Source organism: Candidatus Clostridium radicumherbarum (assembly GCF_045310525.1).
Taxonomy (GTDB): Bacteria; Bacillota; Clostridia; order Clostridiales; family Clostridiaceae; genus Clostridium_AT; species Clostridium_AT radicumherbarum.
The window spans coordinates 815,652-830,606 of the sequence record NZ_JBJHZY010000001.1 but is presented as its reverse complement, the minus strand read 5'-3'; the positions used below and the strand labels follow the sequence as shown (position 1 = coordinate 830,606).

The window sequence follows — 14,955 nt, the reverse complement described above, 5'->3', positions numbered from 1 at the left end:
GTTTGCTGCAATATATAAAATAGTATATTTTATATATTGCAGCTTTTATTATTTTAAAAACAATTTACTATTCTCTTATAAGTATTCTCTATTATGTTATCCGGATAACCTAGAAACTTTAATAATTTTATGGCATTCGTAGTTTTTGATACTCCTTTTCTTATTAAATAATCAAACTTAAGGCCATCTTCTCCAACATCCTCTGTAAAGTAATAACATTCATAAGATCTATCAACTATTTCAGTTAATTCTAGGTCATGTGTTGCAACAATAGGAACACTGTTGTGGTTAATTAGATAATCTAAAATTTCCGCGGAAGCTGATATCCTTTCTATAGGATTCGTTCCCCTGAAAATTTCATCAATAATACATAATGAAGGAATGCTCACTTCACAATTATTGATTATTCTGAGTACAGCTTCAGCTTCTCCTAGATAATAACTTTTCCCTTGAAGTATGTCATCATTTGGACTTATTGAGGACAATATTTTAAAGTAGCTTCCTTTGTAGTTTTTTGCTAGACAGGTAGCTATTGTTTGCGCTAGCAATGCATTTACACCTATTGTCCTTAAAAAGGTAGATTTACCTGACATATTAGAGCCAGTAAGTACTATACCCTGATTACATATAGAAATTGAATTTGCTATTGGATTATTAACTAGAGGATGAACTAAATTGCTTATTTCTAGAACCCTTTCTCCTGATACAAGTTCAGGTTCCACATAAAAGGTCAGTCCTTCCCTAAAGGAGGCAATAGAAATTAAGGCATCTATTTCACCTATTGTAATGTAAACATTCTGAAGTTCCTTTTTGTATTTTGTAAGTTCTCCTATAACTTTAAAAAAGCTTCTTTCTTTTGTTAGAAATAATATATTAAAATATTGTATTATAACATCTGCTTCTATATTTCCTAATAAGGAAGCTGATTTAGAAGCCTTAATATGCTTTAGGCTAGACTTTAGCCCTTCTGTAAAATCACTTAAATCACTAGAGTTAATTTCCCCAAGTTTTTTTCCTGTATTAACAACTGCACTAAGGTATGACATAGCTTCAACATGAGCCGATATTTCATTTCTAAACTTAAAACTTATGTACATGTTAATAATGAAAACTAATACTATATAAATTCCAATTTTAATCCCCATAAAAGGAATGAATATCAAAATTATAATAGGAAGAAGAGCCATAAAGTTGAAAAAGATACTTATCCTGCTCTTTTTCGGAAGTTCCCCCCAGAGCAAATCAGTTATTCTATTTTTTGTCTGTCTTCCTAGATAATAAAGCTCCACTAGTATTTTTTCTCTTAATTCTTTATTTTCTTTAAAAAACTTTAGAAGAGACTTTCTTTTTGAGAGTTCCTTATCATTAAACTTTGGAGTTCTTAGCATATGGTAGAGTAATTGTTCACCTGGTGCTGAAAAAGTTCTGTCTACTTCTTCAAATATCTTGTTCATAGTAAAGTCATCCCAGGTTTGATCATCTATGAAAAATACATCTTTATTTTCTCCTTTTATATAATCATAGAGCTTTTTTATATCCTCAAATTTCCTTTTTCTAGTATCCTTATTTGCCCAGTTATTTTTAATACTATACAGAGCCTTGTATTTAAGCATTTTTCTTCTGAAATATAAGACTAAAATCCCTAAAGGAATAATTAAAATAAAGCCTAAATAATATTCTTTACCTATTTGTTCACCTAATAAAAGAGCGGCATAAGCGGATATGCCTATTAACACAATAAAGCTCCACATAGCAAATTTCATATAGCTTGCCTTTTGTATAAGCATTTCTTTTTCATTCAAGGTGCTCCCCCCTATCAATTTTTCCTAAATTTTCATAGTTTATACTATATACCATAGAGGATTTCTTTGCAACAAAAGATAAAAAGTCAGCATTTACGCTGACCTTTTGACATTCCAATTAAATCAATCTAACCTTATATTCCTTTAGCCATATATTTATTTGAATTAAATAAGCCATAAGCTGAGGACCTGTCATTAGCTGACCATACCAAGGCTTTTTAAAAGTCTTTCCTTCTGATTCTATTAGTTCATTAACTTTGTTAGTATCAATTAGACTTAAAATAGGTGAGCTCTTATCCTCCAAAATTTCTTTAAGCCATTTTTGCACGAATTTTGTATATGTGGGATTATGAGTCTTAGGATAAGGACTCTTTTTTCTATATAAGACTTCCTCTGGCAGTAAACCTTCAAGTGACTTTCTTAAAAGTCCCTTTTCAATATTGCCATAATATTTAATATTCCAAGGCACATTAAAAGCATATTCTACAATTCTATAATCTGCAAAGGGTACTCTTACCTCTAAGCTGTTTGACATACTCATTCTATCTTTTCTGTTTAATAAAGTTACCATAAACCATTTAATATTTAAATAGAATAACTCTTTCATTCTATGCTCCCTTTCAGATTCTCCAGAAAGCCTTTGAACCCTTTTTATGGCTTCTTCATACTTTTCTTTTGAATTTTCTTCTAAGGGCAATTTTTTTAAATCCTCTGATAAAATATCTTTTCTCTCATTTACATATCTTGACCAAGGAAAGGTTTTTGCATTTATATCCTCTTCTCTTCTAAACCATGGATAGCCCCCAAAAATTTCATCAGCACATTCTCCTGAGAGAGCAACAACTGCATCCTTTCTTACTTCTTTGCAAAATAAATATAATGAAGAATCTATGTCAGCCATACCAGGCAGATCATTTGCTAAAACAGCATCTTTTAAAGCCATAGCCACAGCTTCATTATCAACTATTATATTGTGATGGTTACTGTCAATATAATTTGACATTAATTTTATATATGAACTATCAGCATTAGGCTGATATTCATTTGCTTTAAAATATTTATCATTTCCAATATAATCTATAGAATAAGTATTTAACTTATGCATATTATTGTTTTTAAAATAATTAGAAGCTATTGAAGAAATGGCACTTGAATCAAGTCCTCCTGATAGAAATGTGCAGACAGGTACATCAGCAATAAGCTGCCTTTCTACTGCATCAATTATTAAACTTCTTGTATGCTCAATAGTTTGTTTAAAGCTTTCTTCATGAGGTTTACTTTCAATTTTCCAGTATTCTTTAAGCTTTAAGCTATGAGAATTAAACACAAGACAATGAGCTGGGGGCACCTCCTTTATATCCTTAAAAATACCGCTTCCAAGATTACGAGCTGGTCCAAGTGCGAATAACTCAGTAAGCCCATCTTTATCCACTACAGCCTCTACATCTGGGTGGCTAAGCAGAGTTTTAATTTCAGAACCAAAAATAATAGAATTCTCCCTTTTAGTATAAAATAGTGGTTTTACTCCAAGAGGATCCCGTGCTAAAAAAAGTGAATTGTTAGCTTCATTCCAAATTCCAAAGGCATAAATACCGTTAATATACCTTAAGCATTCTTCACCCCAAGCAATAAAGGCAATTAATAAAACCTCCGTATCTGAATAGGACTTAAAAGAAAAACCCTCTGATTTTAATTTATTTCTAACTTCTTCAGTATTATATAGTTCTCCATTATAGACAATAGTGTATTTATTTCTTCCTAATTCCCTTGTCATAGGCTGTGCTCCACCGGAAGGATCTACCACCACAAGTCTTCTATGTCCCAGCAGTGCATGCTTGTGCTTATATATTCCAAACGCATCTGGTCCTCTCTTTTTAAGTGCAGCTGTCATGTTTTCAATAATTTGCTCAAATCCTAAAAGGTTTTTATCGTAATCCACCCATCCAGCAATACCACACATAGTATCATCTCCTAATAATCAAATTTCATATATTCAATTACATACTATGATTTGATGGGTAAAGGGTGCATATTAAAAAGCTTTAGAATTATTTTCGCAATTATTAGTACTTTGTAGTTACTTAAAATTACATAGTTATAATATGGAATTATTATTTTTAACCTGTTATAATAAAGAAAAAGATTCAAATATTTTATTAATATCACTTTTTATTATAAATAAATTTATATTTCAATAATAATAATCTTGGGGGCCATATTATGAGACTTGTTCCAGTTGAATGTGTAAATGAAGGTAGTAGTTTGGCTAAAACCATCTACGATAGTGAAGGTCGAGTTTTACTTAGGGAAGGAGTAAAACTTAATGATACATTATTGAAAAGAATAAGACATATTAAAATATTTTCTATATACATAAATGATGAGTATAGCGATGACATTATAGAAGAAGTAATTAAGCCTGAACTGAGGCAAAAGGCAATTAAAACCATCAAGGATACATTTGTAAGCTTTGAAAAGTATAATACCTACGCTTCAAAAGGCACTAGCTCCAATAAGGATTCTAAATTTATTCAAGAAAAGCAAAAATATTTCTTATCTATTGGAGAAATTGCTGCCAGTATTTTGGAGGAAATATTTGCACAAAAAAATGTTCTTATAAATGTTGTAGATATAAAGAACTTAGACAGTTACACTTATCAACACAGTGTTAATGTAGCTGTAATATCATTAATTATAGGAATGCAGCTTCAGCTTTCTAAAGCAGAATTATATTCTCTTTGTCTTGGAGCTTTGCTGCATGATATAGGCAAGGTATTTATACCAAATGAAATAATTCAAAAATATGATAAACTGACAGAAGTAGAATATAATATTGTTAAAGAGCATTCACTAAAGGGCTATGAATATCTAAAAGGAAGCCCTGATATTTCCGCCCCAGCAAGAATAATTGCCCTTGAACATCATGAAAGAATTAATGGTTATGGGTATCCAGAGTCTCTAAAAGGTAATGATATAAATAAATTAGCAAAAATTGTGGCAATAGCTGATGTCTATGATGCTTTAACCTCTGACAGACCCCAAAGAAGAGCTCTAAGTCCAAATGAAGCCCTTGAATATATTATGGCAGGTGGAGGAACTTTATTTGATTACAATATGGTTCTGGCTTTTTCTAAAGTAGTAGTCCCCTATTCAGAAGGAACACTGGTAAGGTTAACAAATGGTGATATTGCTATTGTTGAAGAAAATCATCCCAATTATCCATTAAGACCAAAGCTTAAAATAGTAAAATCAATTGATCCAACCATAAAAAGAAATACACATGTTGATTTATTGGAAGAACTTAATTTAGTAATCCAGGGAGTTCAATATGAAGTTCCAAAGTTTTCAGAATAACAAAAGGAAGGTCTAAATGAAATCCATAGCAAATATTAGATATTTTTTGTCTAACATTTGTATGCATTTCAAGACTCTTCCTTTTTATTCTTATTTAATAACTTTAACTATTTTAAACATATCCTCAAGCACTGCCCAGTTTTGTGGGAAATCTAAGCCAAGTACCCAATAACTTACACCTCTAAGACCTAATTCACTAACCATTCTATATTTTGCTTGAACACTTCTTGCATCGTCAAACCAAACTACATGCTCTCTTCCTTGATTAAAGTAGTTAAAAAATGGAGCTTGCGCCTTAGTATCATATTTAATTTGGGCACCAAACTTCGCTGCTAGTTCAACAGCTGCTAAAGGACTTATTGCCTTTGCATAGCCTCCTCCTGGAACATAAGGAAGAATCCAGTCATAGCCGTAAAGAGGCATTCCCATCAATATTTTCTTCTTTGGAATTACTGAAATAGCATAATCTAAAACTTTTCTTACTTCATTTATTGGTGCTACAGGAAGAGGTGGTCCTCCAGACCAGCCCCATTCATATGTCATTAATACTACAAAATCTACTATTTCTCCGTGTGCCTTGTAATCATGAGCTCCATGCCAAGAACCTTCAGTTATATCATAGGTTTTAGGTGCTAAAGCTGTTCCAACTAAATAGCCCTGAGGGTGGAGAGCAGCTACTACTTTTCTTAAAAAAGCATTATACTTCTGCCTGTTTTCTGGGGAAATCTTCTCAAAATCTATTGTCAAAGCATAATAACCTTTGTCCTTTAAAGTTTTTAAAACATTATTTATTAAAGTCTGCTGCAGAGCTTCATTATTAAGTATGGTATTAACAAGTACCGTATCAAAAGCATCGTCTTTAATATTTGTAATAACCATTATAGGGGCTATTTTATAGATTCTTGCAGCGTTAAGTATAGCCTCATCCTTCATTGGTGTAAGAGACCCATTTTCAGTAACTTGATAGCTAAAAGCACTGACGTAAGTTAAGTAGCTGCCTACATCGCTGACTGTTTTTGTTTCAGCTTCAGGTGTGGAAGGTTTAACATAGCCGTTAGTCTCAATATAGCCATAATTCTTAGAAAACTCAGGTATCATTATTACCTGGCCTGGTGTAATATCAGCTGGCCTTGCAATCTTATTTAAATCTGCTATACTGTCAACACTTACATTAAACTTTCTTGAAATACTCCAAAGGCTGTCACCGGGCTTTACAGTATACTCCCTCTTTATCCCAGGAATCACTAAAGCTTCGCCTATTACTAAATTTCTATTTGGATTTATTGCGTTTACATTAATAATACTATTAACAGGAACGTTATAAGTTTTTGAAATACTGTATACAGTATCTCCCCCAGAAACAACGTGTATTTTCAAGTTTTACACTCCCAAATATTTTTTATCAATAATTATTATATTCTAAAATTTTTAAGGAGTGACTAAAAAATATTATCTCTCACCAAGCTTTAAATTAGGAATGGCATTAAGTGATAGATCAGCAGTGTTTCCCTTAATAAATTCAAAATAAGCCGCACTTCCAATCATTGCCGCATTGTCTGTACATAATATTGGAGATGGAAACAATACTTCTATGCCATTTTTCCTTCCCTCCTCTATTAGATTTTCTCTAAGCTTGGAATTAGAGGCAACGCCACCTGCAACTGCTATCTTAGAAACATTTCTCATCTTACAGGTTTTAATTGCATTATCAACTAGCACACCAACTAAAGCCTTTTGAAAGGATGCAGCAACATCTGCCCTGTTTATTTCCTGTTTAGTCATTTCCATTTTATTTAAATAATTAAGTACTGCTGACTTTAAGCCGCTAAATGAAAAATCTAATGAATCATCATGAAAATTAGCTCTTGGAAACTTTATTGCATCTTCGTTTCCCTCTTTTGATATTTTATCTATTTTAGGGCCTCCTGGATATCCAAGCCCAATAGCTCTAGCAACCTTATCGTAGGCTTCCCCTGCTGCATCGTCCCTAGTCTTTCCGATAACCTCAAAATCTCCAAAGTCCTTCATATAAACGATAAATGTATGTCCTCCCGAAACTACAAGACATACAAAGGGTGGTTTAAGCTCCTGATGCTCTATAAAATTTGCACAAATATGTCCTTCTATATGATTTACTCCAATAAGAGGTTTATCTAATGCATAAGCTAAGGATTTTGCATACTGGAGCCCAACTAATAATGCTCCTACAAGTCCTGGGCCATAGGTTACTCCAATGGCATCTAAATCTTCAAAAGATACATTTGCCTTATTTAAGGCCTCTTCTACCACCTCACTTATTACCTCAATGTGCTTCCTTGAGGCAACCTCAGGTACAACCCCACCAAATTTGGTATGAATATCAATTTGAGAGGAGATTATATTTGAAAGAACCTGTCTTCCATTTACTACTATAGCAGCTGAGGTCTCATCACAGCTACTTTCTATTGCAAGTATTTTTAAGTCCTTCATAAGAACACTCCCTTTTGTATAACTAAATTTTATTATACACAAAAATATATGTTATAATCAAATGTGTATCTTACAAAAAAGGAGCAAATTATGAATAATCGTTACGCAAGGGTTGTAGTAAAAGGTTCTCCAATATCAAAATCTAATTTTAAGCTCTTTAATCTTAAGGGTCGGGCGATACTCCCATATAATTCAGGTAAATATCACGACAGATATGCCTTATATGAAGAGGAAATTGCCTATGAAGCCAGATCACAAAATCCTGGTGTAATACTGGCTGAAGCTCTTATTGCAGTACTTAAAGTCTACTACAAAAGTAAACTTAGGCATCCAGATACAAATAACATTACAAAGAGTATTTTTGATGGAATAGAAAAAAGTGGTCTGATAGTAAATGATGCTCAGGTCAGGAGACTTATAATTGAAGAGTTTTATGACTCGGAGAATCCTAGATTTGAATTGGAGTTGTTTTGTGAAAGTACATATTCTATGAATTATAATATAATTAAAAATGAACATGAAAAAGAGGTAATAAAATACAATCCTCCAAGTAATAAAAAGCGAGTTATGGGAATTAAAAGCAAAAAAACCGAAAAAGATAAAAGTTTAAAGGTATGTGAAATTTGTGAAAAGTCTATTAGTCCAAGCAGTGCCGTAACTGCAAATAATGGTAAAATGATAATTTGCAAAGATTGTTTTAAAAAGCTTTTCTAAATAAAAAGACAGAGGGCTAATTAACCTTCTGTCCTTGTAAATTCTCAATTTTAATCGCAATACTCATTTTTCCTTCATCTGTTTTCAAATGTTTTTTTTCTAATGTCATGTTTTCTATTTCACCAGGAGAGAATTCTTCTTTAAATATTTCTTGTATCTTTCTATTATTAATATATAAAACTGCCGAGGAAGATTTATATAATTTATCAGTTTTGAAGCTTATATTTACCTTTTCATCCAATTTATCTAAATTAATAAATTTTGGTACGGCATATTTTATGCCTTCACCTTCATAAACTTCAATTCTATCTGCAGAAAAAGTCTTACCTGTGCAATAATCTGCAGCATTTCCTCCTGCTTTATAGCCTTCTATTGTTACATTTTTTACCGTGTTATGAATGTTAATTACATTGCCGCAGGCAAATATGCCTTCCACATTTGTGTTAAGTTCTTCATCAATTACTGTGCCATTTGTTGAATTTGAAATATTAATACCAACCTTTTTTAGTAGTTCATTTTCAGGTTGAAGACCCATAGATAAAATTACGGTATTACAAGGTATATATTCTTCTGTGCCAATAATAGCTTTATTGTCACTATCTACTTTTATAACAGTTACTCCTTCAACTCTGTCCTTACCTCTTATATCTATAGCTTTATATCCAAGTTTTAGTGGAATATCTAAATCATTAATACAATCCTCAATGTTTTTCTTTGATCCTTTGGGAAAAAATGCGCTTTCAATTATTGATTTAATAGAAGCTCCTTCAAGGACCATTCTCTGAGCAGCAATTAGTCCAGTATCCCCAGATCCAATAATAACTACTTGCTTTCCAGGCATATATCCTTCATTAACGATAAATCTTTGAGCAGCTCCAGCAGTAAAAATTCCAGCACAGCTTTTTCCTTGAATATTAATAGTCCCCTTCGGCTTTTCTCTTCCTCCAAGGGCTAGAATAATTGTTTTTGCACCAATTTCCAATATCCCATTTTCATTAACTGCTGTAATTATCTTGTCCTTAGAAATATCAATTACTTCAGTATTTAATATATAAGAAACATTAAGTTTATTTGCTTTATCTATAAGGTTTTGTGCAAATTCCGGTCCTGTAAGAATCTTATTATCCTTAATTCTTTCAAAGCCACAATGAATAGAATAATTTAAAGCTCCACCAAGTTCGTTTTCTCTTTCTATTAGTAATACCTTTTGAACTTCCTTCTCCTTTGCTGCTATAGCTGCTGAAAGCCCAGCAGGACCTCCACCTATTATAACTATATCAAAATTCTGCATAATATCCTCTCATTTCTTTATGAATGTTAGCATTTTTCTAGAAATGTAAATTAGCTATTTTTTTTAATCAATCCATCTATTCCTATTCTTAAAAACGCAAAGGATATAAAAAACGGAATAAAGCCAATGGCCACAGGTTTCAAAAGTGCCTCCATATTTTTAGCTTTAAAATAAGAATTTATTATAAAATATGCTGTTGCAGCAAGCCCTAAAACACCAAATATTAGTATCAAAAATGCCAAATTTTTATTCTTTCTCATATGTTATCCTCTCCATCAATTTTCTATTACCATTTTACCACAATTTCTTATTGAAATATATTTTAAAATATTATATTTAAAAACTGTTGCTTTTTTATTAATCATGTTATATAATATTTCTTGTCTTAGGGGTATAGCTCAGTTGGCAGAGTAGCGGTCTCCAAAACCGTTGGCCTAGGTTCGAGTCCTAGTACCCCTGCCATATTCTTAAAATTAATACCGGACAAAAAACGGACAGAATGTTTAAAACCGGAATTTAAAAGGAGTAGAAATAATTTCTACTCCTTTATTTTAGTTATTTTAAATTTTGAACTTTTTGAAAATAGATCACTACAACTGTTATATTTATTGCAAAAAATCATAACTTCATCAAATGTAAAATCAGAATAACCATTCAATTTGTTATTAAGAGTTCTTGTACTAATCTTCATAGTTTTGGCACGTTCTTTTCTATTAATACCATTTAATATCAAAAATGCTTTCAATCCATAATAAGATTTTTTTACTTCCCCATTTGTCATTTATTAACCCCATCCACTTTATATTTTCCAAAGGATCCACTTGCAAGTCCTTAGCTCATACTTTAATTCAAATATCTTTTGTTGGTTACCAAATACACTCTCACACTTAAATATTAGCATTTCATTGCCGGCTATCTTTTCTTTGTCTATAAATTTAACTTTATCAACTTTTATAACTACTTGGCTTTCATCATCAGCTAAGAGTTTAAATCTAACTGGATGCGGTAAACCTGATTTCTCGAACCAACAGACCATATCTATAGGTGTAGCTAGGATTTTCATGTTTTCACCTTCCAAGTGCGACATAATGGTTATATTATACGAGAATGTTTGTTCGTGTGTCAATGACAATTTATTCTATCTTTTTATGAAAATATTTTGGGCTAACATTATTTGTTAGCCCAAAATATTTTCCTAAATAAGGCACTATCTAATTTTAAATTTGATAGTGCTGATTTATTTTGCTCGTAGTCAAAGTAAAAATTAAAGCCCTGAGTAATCAGAGCTTTTTAAATGTATTTATATTATTTTTGAAGAGTAATTTTTACACCCTGTAATCTAACCGCAAAATCACCTTTAACTATTTTTACATATCCTGGTCCTTGCTGAATTTCGTTTGCAATAATATCATCTAGACCCATTGCTACACTTTTTGACCTTTCTACATATCCCTTTTTTGTTGTTGTATCTGTTACTTCTACTTTATAAGTACCTGGTGCTAAGTCATATCCTATTAAGTATATTCCATCAGAAGCTTCATTCTTTAAGGCTGGTTTTAGATCATCAAGTTTAATAGGCTCTAAAGTAACTCCTGTTAATTTAACAGCAACGTCTGTACTTTTAATTTCAACATATCCATTACCAGTTAAAATTGCAATAAATCTCTTATATACTCTGCTTCATATCCCGTATAGAGTGAAATATCCTTTACACAGGCAAAGACCTTTTTCCTTTGCTCTGCACTAATTAACCTTCCATCATCTAGCTTTAATTCACCTTGTAAACTTCCATTAGTTGAGTATCTCAGGACTTCCTCCGTTCTTTTATTCCTATAATCTTTACAGGTTGCCATAGCTGCTTCACTTTATCAGCTCCTTAATTTTATAAATAAAAACACCGTAATTACTCATTTTTTTCTGAATAATACGGTATCCATAAATAATTTATTCTTGAATAAACTTGACTATTTCTTCGTTGAATTTGTCACGCTGGTCATAGAATGTTGCATGACCACTATATTCAAATGGTATAAGTTTTGAATTTTTAATGCTCTTATTTTGTATTTCGCCTAGTTCAAATGGAACAACCTTATCATGAGTACCATGGATAATTAAAGTAGGAACATTTATTGTTTCTAAATCAGAAAACAGTACTTCTTTTATCCAAGTATTTTCAATAGCAGCAGTTGACCAACCGGCTGCCTGCAATCCCAATTGAAAAAACCAATCAGAGAATGGTTCAGTTATATACTGAAAGAAAAATATGTCGCCGAAACCCCTCAACATTTTAGGACGGTCAGTATATGTCCCTTGAATCAATTGCAAAACGGTTTCTTTATCTACTCCATAGGGAAAATTAGGACGCTTTATAAGGCTAGGAGCTGCTGCATCAATAAGAACTAGCTTAGATACTCCGTGACCTTTATGGCGACCCATGTATCGAACAGCCATTGCTCCTCCAGTTGAATGTCCTGCTAATGTAAAATCATGTAAAGAAAGTGCTTCAACCACACACCGAACATCATCTGATAGTCTATCGTAACCGTAGCCAGTCCAAGGCTTATCTGAGTTTCCGAATCCTCTTGTATCTATTCCAATGCATCTAAATCCCATCTTTGGTAGCTGATCAAACTGATATTCAAACAGCTTATGACTTCCAGGCCAACCATGTAAAAACAAGATTGTCTTATTGCCCTCTGGGTTGAGATCCTCTACATAAATTTTTACATTAGGTTCTACTTTAACATAGTAACCCATTCATAACCTCCAATAAATAATCAACTAATAATAGGTTATTCTAAAAATAATAAATTTATGAATGACCAAACTGATTTATTTGTTTTCTTTTATTCAAGACTGTTATATTTATCTGTATCATATTTTAACAATAACTGAGTTAAATGCTCGGCATGCCCCTTTTCTTCATTAATTACTGAATACAATACCTGCCTAACATCATTGTAAGAAATACTTGCTAAATGCTGTTCATACAAGATAACGGCTTCAAATTCACCTTTTATGTCTTCTCTTATATTATTTAAAATAATCTGTTTATCGTATTTGGGTGTATATTTTTGCATTGATGACTTTGGTCCTGATTTATCTCCAATATGTTCCTTATATGCTTGATATTGTGATGGGTCATATTTACGCAATAATGAAAGAATCATACCATAGTGCTTTTTTTCATCTCCCATTATACTTTTCCAAGCTGCGTTAATATCTTCCATGTTTGAATTTGCAATATGTTCAGCATAACCATTTATCGCAATAATTTCACCTATTAATATCTCCCTTAATTTATTTGTGTCAAATCTTGCATTCCCTTGTGGCATTCCATTGGGATTGGTATAACTCATTTTTACCTCCTATAATAGAACTTACTTTGATTAACCAGACACTGTTATTAATATATTATTCATCGATGTTCGATTATATCCATTCATTTTATAAGGGTTTCATTATTTAATACCGTATTATTCAGTTTTCAAAGAACAATAAAAATACCGTAGTACTCATTTCTGAATAATACGGTATTTTAAGATAGTTTTGGATTGTTATTACTGATAGTTATAAATGAATATTCTTCAATTAGATCTAATGCTCTATATATGCTCCAGTAGCATATTTCCATCTTCATTTTACTTTAAAGACATAATAAAAGTTATTTTACCAATATAAACCGAAAGGTGTTGAGTTAATTAACTTAACTCATTCAGATTTTTTCACAAAATCTCAGCGATTTTATTCTTCATACTCCATCATTGGCCACATACCTTGCATCATCATTGGATACATATCATGCATCCCCATCATTGGATACATACCTTGCATCATCATTGGATGCATACCTTGCATCATCATTGGGCACATACCTTGCATCATCATTGGATGCATACCGTGCATCCCCATCATTGGATACATACCTTGCATCATCATTGGGCACATACCTTGCATTCCCATCATTGAATGCATACCTTGCATTGGATAGCTCATATTAGTTTTCAATAATTACACCCCACAAATAATTTTACCTACATTTATATTATATGAAGCGAAGTAACCCTTGTTACAAACTTTAAATTATAGTTTACAGATCCTTTTTCGGATATTTGACATAACTACCAAAAATAATCCAATCGCATATTAATATGTTACTATATTTTAAAATCTTACTGTCACATTAATTGGGTGATTAAAGTCAAAATCTATAGTCAAATCATTATCATTACAAATTTCCTCTAGTTCTATTTTTAAATTATCTGATAACATTTTTCTTATTCTTTCTCTTTTTCTTTAATTCATCATAATTTACCCAGCCATCTTCATTACCCCATTTATAATTACTAGCTATCCAAGTAAGTTTTAAATCTAGGTAATTAAAATCAAACATCTTTCTTCTCATGTCGCCCTGCTGAGTATTTGAGCCTTTTACATCTATAAGCTCTAAGCTTCCATCTAAGTGGTATATAAGAAAATCAGGGGTATATGTAATAGCCCTATGAGTTTTTCCATATTTCTTAAAACTTTTCTGTAAAATGTACTTAGGTTGCAACTCAAAATTAAGTATTTTATCTTTAGCTTTTAATTTCTTAAGGTACTCATAAAATCTACCTTCCTCTTTGCTGTCAAATGTAATTCCATCAATAACAATTTTCTTAGATCCATATTTACTAGTTGCCATTATTGTTGCCCTGCCCTTCATCTTCCTTTTGCACATCTTTCATAGCCCTCAATACGTGTTTGTATTGCTTCTTGAGTTGCCTTTCTTGCTTTATATGCTTTATCAGAAAGTCTTTTTCTAGCATTATTCATGAATTTATCTTTATTTGTCACTTAATTATCTTCTTTCATTTGATTTTCATATGAGAATTTAAAGTTATAACCATATCCCAAAATGCTTATATACATACAAAATATATCTTTTGTAATAATAAACATAAGCACCCTTTAAATGATAGGATAATTATGAATAATATAGTGGATTTCTTAGGTGATTATAACAACCTGGTTGTTGGTATATTTACATTCATAGGGATTTTAATTGTTCTATGTGGCCTCTATTTTCTAGGTACGTCTAATAAAGATAAATAACATTCTTTCGTCGTCTAAACTTTGATTTTCGTAACATATTTAAGTTCTAATCATAGAATGGTATTAAGCACCAAATTTATATCTCCTAACAAGAGTTTGTAATATGTACTATGAGCTTATCATCTACATTCCCCCTTATGAAGAAGCAAACTCTTGTTGGTTTTTATATTTGTATTGCGACGAAAAAACGCCACAAAATTCAATCATGAATATTGCGGTGTTCAAAATAAT

Annotated in this window: 16 protein-coding genes and 1 tRNA gene; 3 read left to right on the top strand and 14 right to left on the bottom strand. The window is 31.7% G+C overall.

Annotated elements, in window-relative coordinates; translation table 11 throughout:
- Positions 1–53 precede the first annotated feature (53 nt).
- Positions 54–1,802 carry a MutS-related protein gene (locus ACJDUH_RS03995; RefSeq protein WP_406763863.1) on the bottom strand — a complete coding sequence of 583 codons (1,749 nt, stop codon included), beginning with the start codon at positions 1,800–1,802 and terminating at the stop codon, positions 54–56.
- A 118-nt stretch (positions 1,803–1,920) separates the two neighbouring features.
- Positions 1,921–3,762 carry an asparagine synthase (glutamine-hydrolyzing) gene (gene asnB / locus ACJDUH_RS03990; protein ID WP_406763862.1) on the bottom strand — a complete coding sequence of 614 codons (1,842 nt, stop codon included), beginning with the start codon at positions 3,760–3,762 and terminating at the stop codon, positions 1,921–1,923.
- Positions 3,763–4,022: 260 nt separating this feature from the next.
- On the opposite strand from asnB, the gene ACJDUH_RS03985 reads away from it, so the two are divergent.
- Positions 4,023–5,156 (top strand): HD-GYP domain-containing protein, encoded by a 1,134-nt coding sequence (locus tag ACJDUH_RS03985; protein WP_406763861.1) that lies wholly within the window; start codon positions 4,023–4,025, stop codon positions 5,154–5,156.
- A 90-nt stretch (positions 5,157–5,246) separates the two neighbouring features.
- Here the strand turns inward: ACJDUH_RS03985 and ACJDUH_RS03980 are convergent, their stop codons facing one another.
- Positions 5,247–6,533: a LysM peptidoglycan-binding domain-containing protein gene (locus tag ACJDUH_RS03980; protein WP_406763860.1), complete on the bottom strand. Its 1,287-nt coding sequence runs from the start codon at positions 6,531–6,533 to the stop codon at positions 5,247–5,249.
- A 72-nt stretch (positions 6,534–6,605) separates the two neighbouring features.
- Entirely contained in the window at positions 6,606–7,625 is a 1,020-nt protein-coding gene (gene tsaD, locus ACJDUH_RS03975; RefSeq protein ID WP_406763859.1) for a tRNA (adenosine(37)-N6)-threonylcarbamoyltransferase complex transferase subunit TsaD, read from the bottom strand.
- A 90-nt stretch (positions 7,626–7,715) separates the two neighbouring features.
- Between tsaD and ACJDUH_RS03970 the strand changes: the two genes are divergently transcribed.
- Positions 7,716–8,339, top strand: coding sequence for a RusA family crossover junction endodeoxyribonuclease (locus ACJDUH_RS03970; protein ID WP_406763858.1), 624 nt, complete (start codon positions 7,716–7,718; stop codon positions 8,337–8,339).
- A gap of 16 nt (positions 8,340–8,355) precedes the next feature.
- Here ACJDUH_RS03970 and ACJDUH_RS03965 read toward each other — a convergent pair whose 3' ends face one another.
- Both ACJDUH_RS03965 and ACJDUH_RS03960 read right to left on the bottom strand, forming a co-directional pair.
- A complete protein-coding gene (locus ACJDUH_RS03965) occupies positions 8,356–9,630 on the bottom strand; it encodes an NAD(P)/FAD-dependent oxidoreductase (protein ID WP_406763857.1) in 1,275 nt (424 codons plus the stop codon).
- 50 nt (positions 9,631–9,680) lie between these two features.
- A complete protein-coding gene (locus tag ACJDUH_RS03960) occupies positions 9,681–9,890 on the bottom strand; it encodes a hypothetical protein (RefSeq protein WP_406763856.1) in 210 nt (69 codons plus the stop codon).
- Between the two features lie 127 nt (positions 9,891–10,017).
- Here ACJDUH_RS03960 and ACJDUH_RS03955 point away from each other — a divergent pair.
- Positions 10,018–10,092, top strand: a tRNA-Trp gene (locus tag ACJDUH_RS03955).
- A gap of 76 nt (positions 10,093–10,168) precedes the next feature.
- Here the strand turns inward: ACJDUH_RS03955 and ACJDUH_RS03950 are convergent.
- The 8 genes from ACJDUH_RS03950 to ACJDUH_RS03915 form a co-directional block, all read right to left on the bottom strand.
- The gene (locus ACJDUH_RS03950; protein ID WP_406763855.1) at positions 10,169–10,411 is read right to left on the bottom strand and encodes a hypothetical protein; all 243 of its coding nucleotides are present in this window, start codon (positions 10,409–10,411) and stop codon (positions 10,169–10,171) included.
- Between the two features lie 18 nt (positions 10,412–10,429).
- A complete protein-coding gene (locus ACJDUH_RS03945) occupies positions 10,430–10,693 on the bottom strand; it encodes a hypothetical protein (RefSeq protein WP_406763854.1) in 264 nt (87 codons plus the stop codon).
- A gap of 583 nt (positions 10,694–11,276) precedes the next feature.
- Positions 11,277–11,483, bottom strand: coding sequence for a putative HNHc nuclease (locus tag ACJDUH_RS03940; RefSeq protein ID WP_406763853.1), 207 nt, complete (start codon positions 11,481–11,483; stop codon positions 11,277–11,279).
- Positions 11,484–11,574: 91 nt separating this feature from the next.
- Positions 11,575–12,387 carry an alpha/beta fold hydrolase gene (locus ACJDUH_RS03935; protein ID WP_406763852.1) on the bottom strand — a complete coding sequence of 271 codons (813 nt, stop codon included), beginning with the start codon at positions 12,385–12,387 and terminating at the stop codon, positions 11,575–11,577.
- 89 nt (positions 12,388–12,476) lie between these two features.
- Positions 12,477–12,989 carry a ferritin family protein gene (locus ACJDUH_RS03930; protein ID WP_406763851.1) on the bottom strand — a complete coding sequence of 171 codons (513 nt, stop codon included), beginning with the start codon at positions 12,987–12,989 and terminating at the stop codon, positions 12,477–12,479.
- A gap of 385 nt (positions 12,990–13,374) precedes the next feature.
- Complete coding sequence (locus tag ACJDUH_RS03925) at positions 13,375–13,638, bottom strand: hypothetical protein (RefSeq protein WP_406763850.1); 264 nt, start codon at positions 13,636–13,638, stop codon at positions 13,375–13,377.
- Between the two features lie 250 nt (positions 13,639–13,888).
- Positions 13,889–14,314 (bottom strand): DUF1064 domain-containing protein, encoded by a 426-nt coding sequence (locus ACJDUH_RS03920; RefSeq protein ID WP_406765008.1) that lies wholly within the window; start codon positions 14,312–14,314, stop codon positions 13,889–13,891.
- Between the two features lie 17 nt (positions 14,315–14,331).
- Positions 14,332–14,466 carry a hypothetical protein gene (locus tag ACJDUH_RS03915; RefSeq protein WP_406763849.1) on the bottom strand — a complete coding sequence of 45 codons (135 nt, stop codon included), beginning with the start codon at positions 14,464–14,466 and terminating at the stop codon, positions 14,332–14,334.
- Positions 14,467–14,955 lie beyond the last annotated feature (489 nt).

Bases quoted from the DNA above. Each gene is read 5' to 3' on its own strand.
- asnB (WP_406763862.1), bottom strand. From the start codon at position 3,762: ATGTGTGGTATTGCTGGATGGGTGGATTACGATAAAAACCTTTTAGGA.
- ACJDUH_RS03985 (WP_406763861.1), top strand. From the start codon at position 4,023: ATGAGACTTGTTCCAGTTGAATGTGTAAATGAAGGTAGTAGTTTGGCT.
- tsaD (WP_406763859.1), bottom strand. From the start codon at position 7,625: ATGAAGGACTTAAAAATACTTGCAATAGAAAGTAGCTGTGATGAGACC.
- ACJDUH_RS03970 (WP_406763858.1), top strand. From the start codon at position 7,716: ATGAATAATCGTTACGCAAGGGTTGTAGTAAAAGGTTCTCCAATATCA.
- ACJDUH_RS03965 (WP_406763857.1), bottom strand. From the start codon at position 9,630: ATGCAGAATTTTGATATAGTTATAATAGGTGGAGGTCCTGCTGGGCTT.
- ACJDUH_RS03960 (WP_406763856.1), bottom strand. From the start codon at position 9,890: ATGAGAAAGAATAAAAATTTGGCATTTTTGATACTAATATTTGGTGTT.
- ACJDUH_RS03950 (WP_406763855.1), bottom strand. From the start codon at position 10,411: ATGACAAATGGGGAAGTAAAAAAATCTTATTATGGATTGAAAGCATTT.
- ACJDUH_RS03945 (WP_406763854.1), bottom strand. From the start codon at position 10,693: ATGAAAATCCTAGCTACACCTATAGATATGGTCTGTTGGTTCGAGAAA.
- ACJDUH_RS03940 (WP_406763853.1), bottom strand. From the start codon at position 11,483: ATGGCAACCTGTAAAGATTATAGGAATAAAAGAACGGAGGAAGTCCTG.
- ACJDUH_RS03935 (WP_406763852.1), bottom strand. From the start codon at position 12,387: ATGGGTTACTATGTTAAAGTAGAACCTAATGTAAAAATTTATGTAGAG.
- ACJDUH_RS03930 (WP_406763851.1), bottom strand. From the start codon at position 12,989: ATGAGTTATACCAATCCCAATGGAATGCCACAAGGGAATGCAAGATTT.
- ACJDUH_RS03920 (WP_406765008.1), bottom strand. From the start codon at position 14,314: ATGGCAACTAGTAAATATGGATCTAAGAAAATTGTTATTGATGGAATT.